Source organism: Methanobrevibacter sp. (assembly GCF_045646205.1).
Taxonomy (GTDB): Archaea; Methanobacteriota; Methanobacteria; order Methanobacteriales; family Methanobacteriaceae; genus Methanocatella.
In genome coordinates this window covers 1-15,988 of sequence record NZ_JAZRKF010000028.1, presented here as the reverse complement: position 1 = coordinate 15,988, position 15,988 = coordinate 1, and the positions used below count along the sequence as shown (strand labels likewise).

General features: G+C 34.3%; 21 protein-coding genes. 4 read left to right on the top strand and 17 right to left on the bottom strand.

The window, feature by feature from the left end:
• The 13 genes from rpsQ to ACKI44_RS05680 form a co-directional block, all read right to left on the bottom strand.
• A partial coding sequence (gene rpsQ, locus ACKI44_RS05740) for a 30S ribosomal protein S17 (protein ID WP_407422420.1) occupies positions 1 to 190 on the bottom strand: 190 nt, incomplete at its 3' end.
• A gap of 11 nt (positions 191 to 201) precedes the next feature.
• Positions 202 to 477 carry a ribonuclease P protein component 1 gene (gene rnp1, locus ACKI44_RS05735; RefSeq protein WP_407422418.1) on the bottom strand — a complete coding sequence of 92 codons (276 nt, stop codon included), beginning with the start codon at positions 475 to 477 and terminating at the stop codon, positions 202 to 204.
• Between the two features lie 79 nt (positions 478 to 556).
• Complete coding sequence (yciH, locus tag ACKI44_RS05730; RefSeq protein ID WP_407422416.1) at positions 557 to 895, bottom strand: stress response translation initiation inhibitor YciH; 339 nt, start codon at positions 893 to 895, stop codon at positions 557 to 559.
• Positions 896 to 1,102: a 50S ribosomal protein L29 gene (gene rpmC / locus ACKI44_RS05725; RefSeq protein ID WP_058739681.1), complete on the bottom strand. Its 207-nt coding sequence runs from the start codon at positions 1,100 to 1,102 to the stop codon at positions 896 to 898.
• A gap of 35 nt (positions 1,103 to 1,137) precedes the next feature.
• Positions 1,138 to 1,911 carry a 30S ribosomal protein S3 gene (locus ACKI44_RS05720; protein WP_407422414.1) on the bottom strand — a complete coding sequence of 258 codons (774 nt, stop codon included), beginning with the start codon at positions 1,909 to 1,911 and terminating at the stop codon, positions 1,138 to 1,140.
• Positions 1,911 to 2,378 (bottom strand): 50S ribosomal protein L22, encoded by a 468-nt coding sequence (locus ACKI44_RS05715; protein WP_407422412.1) that lies wholly within the window; start codon positions 2,376 to 2,378, stop codon positions 1,911 to 1,913. Before ACKI44_RS05715 ends, ACKI44_RS05720 begins: the two co-directional genes overlap by 1 nt.
• A gap of 12 nt (positions 2,379 to 2,390) precedes the next feature.
• Complete coding sequence (rpsS, locus tag ACKI44_RS05710) at positions 2,391 to 2,801, bottom strand: 30S ribosomal protein S19 (RefSeq protein ID WP_303737933.1); 411 nt, start codon at positions 2,799 to 2,801, stop codon at positions 2,391 to 2,393.
• Positions 2,802 to 2,817: 16 nt separating this feature from the next.
• The gene (locus ACKI44_RS05705) at positions 2,818 to 3,543 is read right to left on the bottom strand and encodes a 50S ribosomal protein L2 (protein WP_407422410.1); all 726 of its coding nucleotides are present in this window, start codon (positions 3,541 to 3,543) and stop codon (positions 2,818 to 2,820) included.
• A 12-nt stretch (positions 3,544 to 3,555) separates the two neighbouring features.
• A complete protein-coding gene (locus ACKI44_RS05700) occupies positions 3,556 to 3,816 on the bottom strand; it encodes a 50S ribosomal protein L23 (RefSeq protein ID WP_303737931.1) in 261 nt (86 codons plus the stop codon).
• 24 nt (positions 3,817 to 3,840) lie between these two features.
• A complete protein-coding gene (gene rpl4p / locus ACKI44_RS05695) occupies positions 3,841 to 4,605 on the bottom strand; it encodes a 50S ribosomal protein L4 (RefSeq protein ID WP_407422408.1) in 765 nt (254 codons plus the stop codon).
• Between the two features lie 2 nt (positions 4,606 to 4,607).
• The gene (rpl3p, locus tag ACKI44_RS05690) at positions 4,608 to 5,618 is read right to left on the bottom strand and encodes a 50S ribosomal protein L3 (RefSeq protein ID WP_407422407.1); all 1,011 of its coding nucleotides are present in this window, start codon (positions 5,616 to 5,618) and stop codon (positions 4,608 to 4,610) included.
• A gap of 317 nt (positions 5,619 to 5,935) precedes the next feature.
• Positions 5,936 to 6,763, bottom strand: coding sequence for a putative RNA uridine N3 methyltransferase (locus tag ACKI44_RS05685; protein ID WP_303736021.1), 828 nt, complete (start codon positions 6,761 to 6,763; stop codon positions 5,936 to 5,938).
• A gap of 277 nt (positions 6,764 to 7,040) precedes the next feature.
• Complete coding sequence (locus ACKI44_RS05680) at positions 7,041 to 7,670, bottom strand: METTL5 family protein (RefSeq protein ID WP_407422406.1); 630 nt, start codon at positions 7,668 to 7,670, stop codon at positions 7,041 to 7,043.
• A gap of 68 nt (positions 7,671 to 7,738) precedes the next feature.
• On the opposite strand from ACKI44_RS05680, the gene ACKI44_RS05675 reads away from it, so the two are divergent.
• Both ACKI44_RS05675 and ACKI44_RS05670 read left to right on the top strand, forming a co-directional pair.
• Entirely contained in the window at positions 7,739 to 9,229 is a 1,491-nt protein-coding gene (locus tag ACKI44_RS05675; protein WP_407422404.1) for an acetyl-CoA carboxylase biotin carboxylase subunit, read from the top strand.
• A 15-nt stretch (positions 9,230 to 9,244) separates the two neighbouring features.
• Positions 9,245 to 10,162, top strand: coding sequence for a biotin--[acetyl-CoA-carboxylase] ligase (locus ACKI44_RS05670; RefSeq protein WP_407422402.1), 918 nt, complete (start codon positions 9,245 to 9,247; stop codon positions 10,160 to 10,162).
• Here the strand turns inward: ACKI44_RS05670 and ACKI44_RS05665 are convergent.
• The 4 genes from ACKI44_RS05665 to ACKI44_RS05650 form a co-directional block, all read right to left on the bottom strand.
• Positions 10,152 to 11,306: a TIGR03576 family pyridoxal phosphate-dependent enzyme gene (locus ACKI44_RS05665; RefSeq protein ID WP_407422400.1), complete on the bottom strand. Its 1,155-nt coding sequence runs from the start codon at positions 11,304 to 11,306 to the stop codon at positions 10,152 to 10,154. The two genes, ACKI44_RS05670 and ACKI44_RS05665, sit on opposite strands and share 11 nt — an antisense overlap.
• Positions 11,307 to 11,636, bottom strand: a complete 330-nt coding sequence (locus ACKI44_RS05660) for a hypothetical protein (RefSeq protein ID WP_407422398.1) — start codon at positions 11,634 to 11,636, stop codon at positions 11,307 to 11,309.
• 58 nt (positions 11,637 to 11,694) lie between these two features.
• Entirely contained in the window at positions 11,695 to 12,216 is a 522-nt protein-coding gene (locus tag ACKI44_RS05655; protein ID WP_407422396.1) for a FumA C-terminus/TtdB family hydratase beta subunit, read from the bottom strand.
• 241 nt (positions 12,217 to 12,457) lie between these two features.
• Positions 12,458 to 13,642, bottom strand: coding sequence for a cytosine permease (locus tag ACKI44_RS05650; RefSeq protein WP_407422394.1), 1,185 nt, complete (start codon positions 13,640 to 13,642; stop codon positions 12,458 to 12,460).
• Between the two features lie 266 nt (positions 13,643 to 13,908).
• Between ACKI44_RS05650 and ACKI44_RS05645 the strand changes: the two genes are divergently transcribed.
• Entirely contained in the window at positions 13,909 to 15,027 is a 1,119-nt protein-coding gene (locus ACKI44_RS05645) for a tyrosine-type recombinase/integrase (protein ID WP_407422392.1), read from the top strand.
• 145 nt (positions 15,028 to 15,172) lie between these two features.
• Positions 15,173 to 15,667 (top strand): hypothetical protein, encoded by a 495-nt coding sequence (locus tag ACKI44_RS05640; RefSeq protein ID WP_407422390.1) that lies wholly within the window; start codon positions 15,173 to 15,175, stop codon positions 15,665 to 15,667.
• Positions 15,668 to 15,988 lie beyond the last annotated feature (321 nt).

Below are 15,988 nucleotides of genomic sequence, written 5' to 3'. Positions count from 1 at the left end.
TTCTTTTTTCATATCTTTCATATTTTCTAATGAATTTATAGTAACTACGTTCGACACTAATAGTCCTTTCTGCTTTATCACTTACAACAACACCCTCAAGGACTTGGCCTCTTACAGGCAAAGTTCCATGAAAAGGACAGTTAGGATCATCGCATGTAGTTTCTGGTTCTTGAACATTAAGCCCAACCATATTATCACCATTTAAATTTTTTTAAACCTTTTTTTTATTCTATCTTCAGGACGAATTGACAAAATGTCACCATTCACTTCGACTTTTTCACCAGATGGAATTTCGAAAGTGAAAATTGAACCGTTTTTGGGAATTAACTTTTCCTGACCCTCAGATTCAATTTTAAAGGTATTTTTTGTCTCATCAATAATAATTCCATATAAATTAAGAGATTTATTTGTCTTACTTTTCACATCAACTTTCAATCCAATGAACTCATGATGAACTAGATTCTTTGAAGTAATCATATTCCCAAATCTCTTAACTAAAACATTTATAATAAATCATGCAGAAAAATTATAAAATTTTATTGAACATATCGAAGGATTATCTTCTCCTTTTATTATTTTTCTTAGATTCACGAATTTCAATTGAATCGGATGAGAAACCCATTTCAGACAAAACTTCTTTGACCTTTACTTTATGATCACCTTGAAGTTCTATTTGACTGTTTTTAGCGGTTCCACCACAAGCACATTTAGCTTTAAGAGTTTTAGTAAGCTCTTTGATATCAATTTCATGTTCATCGATACCTTCGATAATTGTCATGAGTTTTCCAAATCTTCTTCTAACTGTAAAAACTTTTACAGCCTGAACTTCACGTCTGATTTCTTCACAGACACAAAGTTCCTCAGGAAGCCCACATACATCACAGATTTTTGACATTTAATTCTCCTTCTGTTTTTCATTCAATATTGTAAGAACACGAGCAATTGTTCTTTTTAATTCTCTAATTTTTCCAGGATTTTCATTAACCCCGGCAGCTGCACTTTTAGAAACATTTTTGGATAATTCAGTTCTGAGTTCAACTAATTTTTCTTGAATCTCATCAACTTCCATGTCCCAAATTTCTTTACTTCTTAAAATCGCCATTGTTCCAACTCTTTTAAGATAATTAAATTTAGTATTTAACTATCATCTTCTTCTACTTCTTCAGTAGCTTCTTCTTCGACAACTTCTTCTACTACTTCTTCTAATTCCTCTAAATCTTCGATTTCTTCGACGATTTCTTCCTCTTCGATGATTTCTTCGGTTTCAACATCGATTTCTTCTTCAATAACTTCACCATCATCTTCTTCGATGATCATTTTTGGAGGAAGAATTTCAACGGAATCAGGTAAGACAGTTTCTGGAGGCATAATTCTTACATAAATACCTAATACACCAGGTTTTAACTGAACAGTTGCAAAACCTTCTTCAACTAATCTGATTGAAGGTTCACCACATTTTTTAATGTATCCTTCAACGAATTTAGCTACAGCAGATCTTGAACCTCTGATTTTACCAGAAATAGTAACTTCTACACCTTGAGCTCCTGCACCCATAATTCTACGAATAGTGGAGTAAGCAACTCTTCTGAAGTGCATACCTCTTTGTAACATGTTAGCTATTTTGTAAGCCATGATTTTAGGGTTAAGTTCAGGTACAGCAACTTCTTTAACTTCGATTTGAGGATTGTCTAATCCAAATTCGTTTTTAAGAGTGTTGGTAATAGATCTAACGTTTTTTCCACCTCTACCAATAACCATACCAGGTCTTTCTGCGTAAACAATAACCATGGTACCTAAAGGTGTGATTTGAACATCCATACCACCGTATCCTGCTCTTTCAAGTTCTTTTTCTAAGTATTCATCAATCCTGGTTCTTCTAAGGCCCTCTGTGACAAAATCTTTTTCTATCATTAGTTAGCCTCCTGTAAAACTATTTGAATGTGAGTTGTAGGTGTATTGAAAGGAGTCATTCTACCGAATGCTCTAGGGATGTAACCTCTAATGACAATACCTCTGTGACTTGAGATATGTTCAATGAATAATTTTTCAGTGTCCATACCTTTGTATTCAGCATTAGCTTCAGCATTTTCTAAAACTTTTAAAATTTGTTCTGCTGCTTTTACAGGATATCTACCACTAGCCCATCCTTCTTGACCTTTTCTGTGTCCAACACCTTTATTGTGTCTTTTGAAAGGAACGGATTTTTTCATTTCCATAACGTCTTCTAAGTAAGTTTTAGCTTTAGAAACTTCCATTCCTCTGATTGCGTTACAAATTTCAACACTGTGTTTTGGTGAAATCTTGAGAGATTTTGCCATAGCACGTGCAGTTTTTGCTTCGTCAACTTCTTTATTATAAGCGTATCCATTTTTAGCCATGATCTAATCTCCTTATTTAAGTGGTACAAACATAGATGATCTTGTAGCTCCCATACCTGGGTCACCGTGTTGAACTCTTTGTCTGGTTGGTGCGTATTCACCAAAGTAATGTCCTAACATTTCAGGAGTGATTTTTACTTCAACAAAGTTACGGCCATCGTAAATACCGAAAGTGGTTCCAACCATTTCAGGTATAACAATCATATCTCTACAGTGGGTCCTAACAACAACAGGACGACCATCTTTAGTTCCTTCTTTATTCAACTTTCTCATTTTATCCAAAACTTTTTGCTGTCTTGGTAAGAATCCTCTTTTCAAAGATCTTCTTTGTCTTGCAGGATATAATTTCATTACTTCCTCTAAAGACATTTCTTGTAATTCTTCAAGAGTATAACCTTTATATTTAAATATTTTTCTTGCCAATGAAACACCCTCTTATCTATCTTTTTAATCCAGTTCTTCTAGCTGCAATTGAACCAACTTTTCTTCCTGGTGGCGCATGTCTTGAAATAGTAGTAGGACGACCAGGATGTTGTCTGTTACCTCCCCCGTGAGGGTGATCTACAGCGTTCATTGCTACTCCTCTAACAGTCATACACTTTTTACCTTTAGCTTTAAGAGCGTGCCATCTTTTACCGGCTTTAAGATAAGGTTTATCTTTTCTACCTCCACCAGCTACAACACCAATACTTGCACGACAATTAGGGTTTAAGTATTTTAATTCACCAGATGGTAATTCTACAACAGTTTGATTTGCATCGTGAGTAACGACATTAGCATAAGTTCCAGAAGATCTTACAAAACGGCCACCGTCTCCAGGAGTATTTTCGATATCGTAAATTGGAGTACCTTCAGGAATTTCAGCGAGCGGTAATGTGTTACCAAATTTAATAGGTGCGGAAATACCACATTCAATTTCATCATCAACTTGAATGCTTTCAGGTGCTAAGATAAATTTCTTTTCTCCATTTTCGAATTTTACTTCTGCAATAGGAGCGGTTCTTGCTGGGTCATGTACAATATCAATGACTATACCTTTAATACTACCTTCTTTTTCTAATGCATCGAAAGATCTGTATCTAATTTTATCTTTAAAACGATGAGAAGCAACACGATGAGTAGGAGTTCCTTTACCTCTTCTTTGATGTATTAATCGTTTTCCCATTCAAATTCCTCCTTAGAATACTCCTATTCTGACAGCAAGTTCTTCTGCCATTTCTTCTTCAACAAGTTTAATGTATGCTACTTTTTCACCTTTTGGAGTAATGTGAGTATTTACTCTAGCAACTTGTTCTTCGTATAACTCTTCAAAAGCTCTTTTGATTTGCTTTTTGTTAGCGCTACGACGTACGACGAAAGTAATTTCATTATTTTCATCGATTAAGTTCATGGTTTTTTCAGTAACATGAGGTTTAATAATAATTGAGTATGAATCCATAATAATCACCTTAATTTTCCAAAATTATTGGAATAAACCTCCTAACTTTTCTACAGCAGATTTAGTGTAAATAGTAAGTCTTCCTGGGTGAGTACCTGGTGCTAATAATTCAGCATTTAAGTTGTCTACAACAACAACATCTACACCAGCGTGGTTTCTTGCACCTAAGCTGATACCATCATCTTCACCAACAACTAAAAGAGGCCCTTTTACTTTTTTGTATTTTCTTCCTCTTGTTTTACCTCTACCTGCTCTTATTCTTTTACCTTCTTTTGCACGAATGATATCATCATAAACTCCTAAACTTTGGAAAATTTCACGAGTTTGTTTAGTAGTTTTAACAGAACAGATTTCGTCTTCTACAATGATAGGAACTTGTTCTAAATCTTCGACTTTGTGTCCTCTGTTAGCAACGAGTTCTTTATCAGTAGTTGCTGCAACAGCAGATCTGATTGCGAATCTTCTTTCTTTTATGTTGATTTTTTCGTGATGATTTTTCTCAGCTCTTGTTGGGTGAGCTTGTCTACCACCAATAGCCATTGGTACAAAAGCTGCTCTTGAACCGTTTTTAATCCTAGGAACTCTAGCAGTACCTCTACCTGAACCCCAACCTTTAGCGGAAGTTCTTTTACCTGCCATTGGGTCATTACCCCATGGTTGTACTCTAGCAGATTGTGCTGATAAAACAGCTCTTTTGATTAAATCTGGTCTGTAAACTTCATCAAAAATAGCAGGAAGTTCGATTTCTTCTTTTACTTCCCCATTAATAGAATAAACATTAGCCTTCATGATTATACCCCTTGTTTAGATTTTGTACTTATGTAGTTGATTTGAGGTATATCCTCAGATTTTTTACTAGGTCTGATAGCTTGTCTTAAAATAACTAATCTTTTGGATGGTCCAGGAACGGAACCTTTAATTAAAATGTAATCATTTTTAACAAGACCATATTTAATAAATCCACCATCAGGGTTGATTTGATCAACTTCATCAGCAGATGCAATTTTTAAAACTTTTTTGTTGAATTCAGTTCTTTTATGGTATCCCATTTGACCTGCCTGTGCTACAGTCCACATAGTTCTTCTTGGAGTCCAAGGACCAATTGAACCTACGTGTCTTCCTTTACCACTTCTAGTAGCTTTACCATATTGAATTCTAATATTCCATCTTTTAACTACACCCTGGAATCCTTTTCCTTTTGTAGTTGCGATTGCATCAACAAATTGACCTTCATTCAAGATGTCACTAGCTTTTACTTCGTTACCTAATAACTCTAATGCGGTGTTTAATTTTTCTTCAGCGTTTGCGCCTCCGATACCACATTCAAATATGTCTGGTTTTTTCTTAGGAACACTAGTAACTTTTGGATTGGTGTGTACTAAGACTTTGATATCTTCTGTGCGATCTAAAACACCTTGTATTTTTGCAATAGCTTCAGATTTATTGTATTCTTTAGGAAGTGAAATTTTCCTAGAGAGTTCTTCATCCAAATTATCTGCAAGTACTTCAGTGATTACTTTCAATCCACGAGAAGTTTTTTCGTATGCTCTAATTCCCATTACTACGACTGGAGGGACTTCCAAAACGGTAACTGGAGTGAAAACTTCCATACCATTAGTTGGAGAGTTTTTATCGGTATCAGTGACTAAAGCATGAGTCATACCGACTTTATACCCTGCGAGGCCTAGTAATTTTGGTTCATCATTTTGCGGCCAAGCCTTTACTCTAGGGGTTTCTTTTGCTGCTCTTTTCCTTGGACTGTAAGCAACAGACCCTTTTCTTGGCTGGTGATGTCTTACCATTCATTAACCTCCTTAATATATATTTTCCTTTATTTTAATCATATTCAATTTTTTGATAGCTTGAAAAAAGCTATGTTGATAAAATTACATAAAATAATTTTATCGAATAATAAATAGCTGTAAAAATCATACAACTAGATAAATATTATTTCAATATATTCTATTGAGCTAAAATTTATTTGAAGCACAATAAAGAATTAATTTAATGTATAAATAATTCTGCGCTAAGTTATTTTTGGCGAGTCCCAAAAATATCAATGTATAAAAAGTTGAGCAAATAATCTATTAGCAGTGTAAAAACTAATAAACAAAGTGAATTAAAATCTCATAAAGTTGAATAAAGAAAGCGTAGCGACAACTGCCTCTTCAGTTCGAACAGTTTCAGTACCCTGACCAGGAATAGTATTTAATTTGATTAAATCCCAATTAGGATTTGAAACATCTTCTTGAATTGAAGAATAAGGGCCACCAAACAAAATAGCAATACTTTTAGATTCTTCTACTTTATGCTTTAATTCATCAAAAATAGAATCAATATAATCTCCATATCTTGTAGTTTCAATTACAAGATTAGGTTTAATTAATTTTAAGCTATTTTTAAGACTCTTATTAGAGGATATTACATTATATCCCCAGTAAATGTCATCTGGTTTATCAGGTGTGACTATTACTTCTTTCTTAGCTATTTTAACAATCCTAAAGTCAAAAATTTCTTTAACAGTAAGTTGTTCTTTGCAGAATGCAAGTTTATCCATACCGATATCCACAAAAGTTCCTTTCTTGTTTCTTTTTACAGTATAACCCTGTCTATAATCACCGACGTCTGGTTGATTATTCAAAGGATGATGCGGAGTTCTAAGCGGCGGGAGTATTCCTACATGCTTGAGTTCCTTTTTTATTGGAAAAGCTTGTTTCCTCAAATATTGAGGTGTGTCCATAAAACTTAAAACTTCAGCCATAAAGGCTCCGTCACTTTCTCCATCTTCATTTTTCATATGATCATCATTATAGATAATCACGTTATCTGCTTGAAACACGGCTAAAGCTCTACCTAAAATCCCTACTTTGTAAGTACGGACTTTGAGATCTTTAGACTCAGAAAGAAATGAATTTGGAATAAATATAGATAGCTCATCTTTATACATCATACATAATATATTATGTAAACTATATAAAGATTACCCTACATTTATAGCTTCACTAAAATAGATTTACACATTTTAAAGTATTATATCAATTATAATACCTGTAGCTCTTTTTATGCTACCAACTTTTTTATACTCAGAGAATATATTACTATAATATATCAGTAATCTACTATATAAAGGTATTGTTTTTTAGACTAAAAAAATAAAAAATAGAGTTTGTGAAAAAAAATTAAATCACAAATCGGTCCAAGAATACATCTTTATATAATTATATTTAAAGTATTGACCTTATTACAATAACATCGACATTCTGAGATTCCTTTTTATGAAATTCATATATCTTCGGAATCGGAAATGAATATCTGAAAATATGGGTAATCTCAAAAGAAAGACTTTCATAATAATTGATTAGGAATTCCTCAGTTGAAGCCATATGAAAAGAATACAAAACATCCGGTTCAAATTCTCGGGCTTTTTGAACAAATTCCAAATCAACGCCTCTTTCAGCATTCTTTTGAGATCCGAAAGGAGGATTTTGAAAAACGGTATCGATATCCAAATCCTCATTAAAATTTAAAACATCAGATACAATGAAATTAACATTGTCAAGAGAAAAATCACGAGCAGTATTTCCGGCCAATTCTATGGATTCCTCATCAATGTCAATTCCAATAGCTGAATTGGCTCCAAGTAATGCTGAACCTATGGAAAATATTCCGCAGCCGCAGCCCAAATCCAAAATATTTTTATTTTCAATATCCCCTAAAGACAGTGCATTCCACAACAGATCAGAAGCAATGACTGATGGAGTGGCATACTGTTCAAGTTCCACTTTCGGTTTTGGATGGGGAGGTATGGATTGTATTTTCATTTCCAAATGTCTTTTTCTCGTAATTTTTTTCATATAAACAACAAATTTATAATTTATAGTACATATATTTAATATCATAAAAATTACTTTGAGGTTTCAAAATGTTTGAAAAAGTATTAATTGCAAACAGAGGAGAGATAGCTATCAGAGTCATGCGAGCGTGTCGTGAACTTGATATGAAAAGCGTAGCGATATACTCTGATGCAGATAAGACTTCTCTTTATACAAATTATGCGGATGAAAGTTATCCTTTGGGTAACCCCTCACCTGCCAAATCCTACTTAAATATTGAAAAAATCATCAATATTGCACTTGATTCTGGAGCCGATGCTATTCACCCAGGATATGGATTTTTAGCAGAAAATCCTAAATTTGGAGAAGAATGTGAAAAAAATGGAATTAAACTTATCGGACCTAGCGGAAAAGTTATCCATGAAATGGGAGATAAAATCACATCAAAAGCACTGATGAAAAAAGCAGGCGTGCCAGTTATTGAAGGAACACCTGAAGGTGTAAGTGATATTGAAGAAGCTAAAGAAATAGCCAGACAAATCGGATATCCAGTAATTGTTAAAGCTTCCGCAGGTGGTGGAGGTATTGGTATGCGTGCAGTTTATGAAGAAGAAGAACTCATACGTGCTATTGAATCCACACAATCTGTCGCAGCTACAAACTTCGGTGATTCAACAGTATTTATTGAAAAATACCTTGAAAAACCAAGACATATCGAATTCCAGCTTTTAGCTGATGAACATGGTAATGTTATTCATGTAGCGGACAGGGAATGTTCTATCCAAAGAAGACACCAAAAATTGCTTGAAGAAGCACCTTCCCCAATCATGACTGAAGAATTAAGAGAACAGATGGGTGGAAGCGCTGTTAAAGCTGCAGAATATATCGGATATACCAGCGCAGGTACCGTGGAATTTTTATATGATAATGGAAACTATTATTTCCTGGAAATGAATACACGTATTCAGGTAGAACATCCTATTACAGAACTTGTTACCAATACTGATTTAATTAAAGAACAGATAAAAATTGCTGCCGGCGAAGAATTAAGTTACGAACAGAAAGACATTAAAGTTACCGGTCACGCAATTGAATGTCGTATTAATGCAGAAGACCCACTTAATGACTTTGCACCAAATCCTGGTAAAATTACAGGTTACAGATCTCCTGGAGGACCTGGCGTACGTCTAGACAGTGGTGTTTATATGAATTATACAATTCCAACATTTTATGATTCAATGATTTCTAAATTAATTACCTATGGAAGAAACCGTGACGATGCCATAAACAGAATGAAAAGAGCATTAAGCGAATACATTATTTTAGGTGTAAAAACTACGATTCCATTCCATAAAGCAGTTTTAAGAAATCCAAACTTCATCAGTGGAGATTTAAATACACACTTCATTGACGACTACAAAAAAGGTATTGAAACTGAAATGGTGAATGTTATTGCAGAAGATTTAGAGATTGTAAATAAAATGAAATCCACATTCATGCCGGGTAAAAAAATTGCCGCAATATCCGCAGCAGTCGGATCTTATCAAAACCAAGCAATGGCACATATGGCTAAAAAATAATCTGATGGGATTAAAATGCAAAATGAAATAATTAATATATTGAAAAAAGAAGAAAGATTTTCTGAAAAAACCATTGAAGAAATCCGTGAAGTTGAAATTAATGATTTTGCTGATATCATTAAAGAAGTTGGTCACCAGGAAACTGAATACTTAAGCAGAAATAAAATTATGGACAGTTTAAATACCGAAGTCATTGGAAAAGAAGTATATCTTTTCAAAGATGTCATGTCCACCAATACAGTGGCCAAATTCTTATCCGAAAACGGTGCAGAACATGGTACTGTCATCATTTCTGAAAAGCAAAGTGATGCTAAAGGAAGACTTGGAAAACATTGGGAATCCCCATTAGGAGGAATCTGGTTATCCCTTATTGTAAATCCAAAAGTAGACCATTCAAAAATCCCTATGATAACACTTGCTACAGGTGTTGCAGTTGTTAAAGCTCTTGAAAGAATAGGAATAGATAATGCTGAAATCAAATGGCCGAATGATGTGCTTATCAACGATAAGAAAGTTTGTGGAATTTTAACAGAAGCAATCACCAAATTCAACACAATCGAAAATGTTATTATCGGTGTTGGTATTGACGCTAATTTTGATGTAGATGTGCTTTCCAAAGAATTACAGGAAGGAACAACAACATTGGACATTGAATTAGGCCATAAAGTTGATGAAAACAATGTAATTGCAATTTTACTTGAAGAATTTGAAAAAATAGGTAGAGTATTCAATGAAGGAGGATTTGAAGCAATCCTTAAAGAATGGAGAAAATATTCATATTCAATCGGAAAAATCGTTGAAGTAAGAGAACCTTTCAGCAAATCCTATGACGGATATGTTTTAGGAATCAGCAGAGAGGGTGCTCTGGTCGTTGAAAAAATTGATGGAACCTTAGAAAAAGTAATTTCCGGAGAATGTATAATTAAAAACTAAATACAATCTCCATACATTTGTCTTCATTAATAACTAATTTTTCCAAGTTATTAAATGAAGATACTATTTTTTTATTTAATTCAGCCAAATCCAAATTAAAAGCATCACTTGTTGATAAATCAAATCTTATTGTGGCAGATGCTCCAGGCATTGAGACTGGAGGAATGGTAATTATACCATGCTGCTTTAATAAAATAAAAGAGAATACATAAGCCAAATCATCATCAGATAAGTTATGTGATACTTTAACTTCACTGGCCAAATCACTTGGAGTAATCATTACACCTGTAGGTGTAGCTTTAAAATTATTGAAATTCTGATTTAACAAATCCAAAAGCTCATCCTTTCTTGAAAAGCTTTTGATTAAATTGTCTCCATTGAAATTTTTAATACCATTCATCATAGCAAGAATTGCCGGAGGCTGAGCTTCTAGACCAAATTGATTTACCTTTACTTTAATTTCATCAATCAGATCAGCTCGACCTGCCATTAATCCTCCTCTTGGACCGGGCATTAATTTATCAGTACTTGTTATTGAAATATCTGCGCCCAAATCACAGGCTTTCGGTTGATTGAATACGACAGTACGCAGTCTTGCTCCGGAAGCGTCATCAACCATTACAGGAATATCCTTTTCATGAGCCATTTCTATAACTTTCTTAAAGTTTTCCAAATCAATGACCTTATGATCCATTGTTGAACCGGTAATGACAACAAGAGAAGTGTTTTCAGGTATTGAAAACTCATCAAAATTATCAGTTTCACTATAATTAGCATTAACTAAAGCACAGCTTCTAGGAATAGATGGATGTGCAGGTAATTCTGCCAAATAATGAACTACATTAGTATTTTCACTTACAAGAGCCAAAATTGTTGCAAGAATTCCGGAAGAAGTTCTATTTAAAGGGAGAACTTTTTCACCACCCATATGCTCAATGCCCACCTTTTGAAGTTCCTCTTCAAAAATTGCCGGACCGACATATGTTTCCAAAAGATTCAATTCTGAAGGGCTTGCAATAAATCCTCCAGACAAACCCGTCAAATCATATAATGAATCACGGGATTTATTTAAAACCCAGTCTTTAATTATCGATAAAGCGTTTTCTCTTTTTTTAACTTCATCCAAAGAATTGTTTACAATCATTTATGAATCATCCAATTCGATTTTCATATCAGCAAAAGCTTCAAGGAAAGGTTTTAAATCTTTTTCAGTCATTGGAATTGAAGTGTATTGTTCTTCTTCAGGTTCTTCATAGGAATATTCGGCATCAAGAACTTTACCTTCAGGAGTAACCCAAATCATTAAACTGTCACTGACAGTATCTGATTTTTTAGTTGGTGGGAAAAATATTTCAAAGGAAGTTCCTAATTGAGAAAAGAACTTTTCTTTTTCTTCTTCACTTTTATTGCATTTTTTAATTTTTCTAATTCTTGATTTTAATCTTTTTTCTGCGAGTTCATTTATATCTGACATTTTAAAAACTCCAAACTTTAATTAATAATTTTAAAAATTATAATATATATAATAACATTCAATCATATAAACTATTGCCTTTGCTGTCCATGGCCACAATAAGCGGTCCGAAATCTTTGACCTTTAAATTCCAAATAGCTTCAGGCATTCCCAAATCAAGCCAATCGACACTTTCAATCTCTTCAACGGCATCAACATACAATGCAGCACAACCGCCTGTTGCAACAACATAAACAGCCTCATTTTCAATCAATGCCTCACGAACAGTATCATCCATACCGCCTTTTCCAATCACTATTTTCGGCCCCATAGCAATCACATCACTTTGATACGGATTCATACGCATTGATGTGGTCGGTCCGATGGCCACCATCTTATAATCGTCACCATCCTGAGTTATAATTGGACCTGCATGGAAAATTGCTGCTCCTTTAATATCTCTAGGAGCGCCTTCCTCCAGGATTCTTTTATGAGCCTGATCTCTTGCAGTCAATATATTTCCGGTCAAACTGATAACATCACCAATTTTTAAATCAGCCACACTATCCTCATTAATAGGTACATTAATCTTTTTCTCCATTTACACACCTTAAAAGTATAATATTATTTAAAAAATAATATGTGAATTATTATTTATTTATAATTTTAATATTATTAAAAGTAGTGATTGATAATGTAAGATAATATGAATCTAAAAAAAGCACCTCAATTTAAGTGTTATTTTAACAAATAAATAATTGACATATGGCTTTAGCAACAATTCCATCAGAATAAGAAATTTTAAATACACAACAAGTAGTAACAAAAATCATTAAGAAATATTAACGGTAATTGACTCCTCTTTTTAAATATTTTCCAAGATATGTGATTGATGCAGATACAATAATGGCAAGAAGGGTCGGACCTAAAAAGACTGAATCCTGATATGAAGCCAATTGATATATAATAAAGCCGGCAAACCATGCGAACATATTCCATTTTGAAACACCATCATTACCGATGTCAAAATAATATGAAACCGATAATACTGCAGCCATTGGAGCAAATACTGAAGCGATAAGGTAAAGAAAACTGATATAATGATCCATAATACCTAAAATCGCAATTAATGCACTTAAAAAACTTACACAGGCCCCTACAATTTTGGGATTGAGTTTATGGAAAATAGCTTTTGCAGATTCGCCTGAAGAGTTGGCTGCAAGAAAGTTAGTTGTAATAGTTGAAAGAACCATGATAATTACTCCCGGAATTCCAAGATTTGCAAGAAGAATTGCCTCTGCAACATTATTAAGACCCATGCATGCAATTTCTACTCCAATGAAATACATCCAAAGACTCGCAATAGTATATGCTATAGCAGAAACTGCAGTAGCATTAACCGGTTTTTCCACATCCTTTGTGTAATCTGAAATAACCGGCAGCCATGAAATTGGCATGGCGATTGAAATTTCAAAAATATTCCAGAAGTCAAGAGCTTTAGAATTAGCATTAACAGTAGACATCACTCCAGAACCGTTAAATCCGAATAATCGGACAGTTAATACTACAAGCAGTAATGTAAGAATCGCCATCACAACTGTTGTGACTTTTGATGAACGTTGAAGTCCTACATAAACCCACAGAGCAATAAATATAGCAAATATCATACACATTAACGGAAATGAAATTTGTGGATTTAAACCGGCCAAAGCCGATGCCCCCTGAGCATTCAATACCGCTATCCAGGCCACCAACTGCATAACATTCAATGCGGCAAAAAATTTAGAGCCATATCTGCCAAAAGCAGAGGTAGCTGTTTCCATTGCATTCATCCTCATTTTGGCACCGATATAACCTACTAAGAAAAGCATTAATCCGCCCAGCAAATGCCCAAGTATTAATGGAAGCCATAATGAGTTTAGAGATGAAAGTGACCCTATCTGTATTCCTGCTTCAATTTCAGAAACAGAAATAGCAACTCCAAACCAAATAATCCCATTTGTAAAAATTCCAGTACGATTTTCCATAGTATTTATCCTTTATAAGTCTTGTTTAATTTAACAATATATTATAATTATTTTAACAAATTTAATATATTTGTTTTGACCAATATATGAGCACTAACGAAAAATAATAGGAAAAAATTTTATGTCAAGTATGGATATGCCATATTATCGTACACTTTTTGATTAAAGCCATACTACTGTCACACATTTTTCATAGATTTTTAATAATTTTTAATACTTACCAAATGCTCTCTTGGCAAAATTGAATTTAGTAAGGGGTAGTATATATGACTATGAAAAGTGATAGCGAGCTCATCACCTATTTTGGAAACACAAGGAATCTCAAAAAAAGCACCCTTGATTCCTACAGAATCTACATCAAGGAATATGCCACCTACAATGACATGACAATGGTGGAACTTCTTGATGAAGCGGAAAGAGAAGAGGAAGAAGGAAAACGTTGGAAATACAGATCACTGAGAAAAAGACTTTTGGGCTTCAGGGCATACCTGTACGAAAAACACGCATACACCACAGCCAAAAGCAGATTCAGCAAACTGCTTGCATTCTACAGGCATTTCGAAATAGAAATTCATCCATTACCACCAATCAGCAACAAAAACATTGATGATGTGGTAATCAGCTTCAAAGATTTGCCTGACAAAGAAATAATCAAAAAAGCTTTGAAAATATCCGCTCCACTCATGAGATCAATAATATTGTTCATGAGCTCATCCGGATGTGCAAGAATGGAAACACTGAACCTCACCGTTGGAGACTTCATCACTGCAACCGAAGTCTACCACAAAAGCGATGATATCTATGAAGCACTCAAAAGGATGAAAGACAATCAGACAATCGTTCCTCTGTTTTATCTCAGAAGGCAGAAAACAAACAAGTATTATTACACCTGCTGCAGCCCTGAAGCAACAGTTGAAATAATCAACTACCTTTTAAGTGAAAACAGATATCTTCAACCGGACTCACCACTGTTTAAAATCAGCGGACAGGAATTCATCAAAAAGTTCAGGGCAATAAACAATCAGCTCGGACTTGGTAAGGTCGGATACAGCAGCCGTTTTAGAAGCCACATGATGAGGAAATTCCATGCAAGCCAGCTACGTGAAAGCGGACTGGACATGGACACCATAGACGCCCTGCAGGGAAGGGCAAAAACAGAAGTCAGGAAAAGCTATTTTTTTGACAATCCTGAAAACATAAGATCAGAATATATCAAGCACATGGACTGCCTGACCATTAACCTGGACGTCAACTCCATTGACATCAAAAGTCCTGAATACATCGAACTTGAAAATGAACACAGGGACTACCGCCAGCATGTGGAAAACATGGAAGATGACCTGAAATATATCAAGTCACGTCTGATGGCCGAAGAGGCCAAATAATTACTTTAGCGTGAAAGTGGGATTAATAAATCCCACATCTTCTTTTTTTAAAAACCGAATACTTACCAAATGCTCTCTTGCTCATCTGTTAAATAGCTGTTTTTTGAAACACTTAAACACCGACGACAAAAAATGGTGTATAACAATGATTCGAAAAACTGATGAAAACCTATTGAATTGGATTTACGAACACGTAATTGACTTTACTGATGAGAATGACACCTCAGGATTGACATGGGAAAGTTCACGTGCAGACGCTGCGAAATTCCTCCATTCAATACCTCAAAAAGAAAGAGTTCAAAAATATGGTTTCTCTTCCGGCCACGCTCATTTCTATCTTACAGATTCATTTGCAGATATTGAGGAAGGCCTTGAAAAAGGATTCATCTCAGAAGAAACCTGCAGGATAATTCACAAGTGGAAACGTGAAGCCAGACGTGAAACATGGAACATGGAAGATGTAAGAGAAATATTGTATCCTGAAGCTCCGGAGGAAGAAAGAATAAGACCACTATTCCCTTCAGTTGATTTTAGGCATTTCATTGAGATGGGATTGCTCGAATGGGTGAAAACAGAAGATGAAAATGAAAAGATAGTCAGAGTGACTGAAAAGGCCAAAGCCATATTTGGGGAATTCTGATTATTTCTGATTAACATTAACATCAGGGTATGGCATTCAAAAACTGCTTTTCGAAACCGTTTCCTATATATGTGTGGGTTTGAAATTAGACTTCTATTTCAAAATCCTCCATGTTAATGTTAATCCATCTTATTAAATTGAAAGAAAAAAAGTAGATATTATTTTTATCAATGGTTATTGTTGGAAACATAAAACCCAACTTAAACTAATGAACCAATGCCAAAAAATAATTAACCTATAAAAACAAATAGAATTTCAATGTATTATCTAATCAAAAATAACCTTGAACAAACAGATAAATCTGCAATCACAAACCCTCAA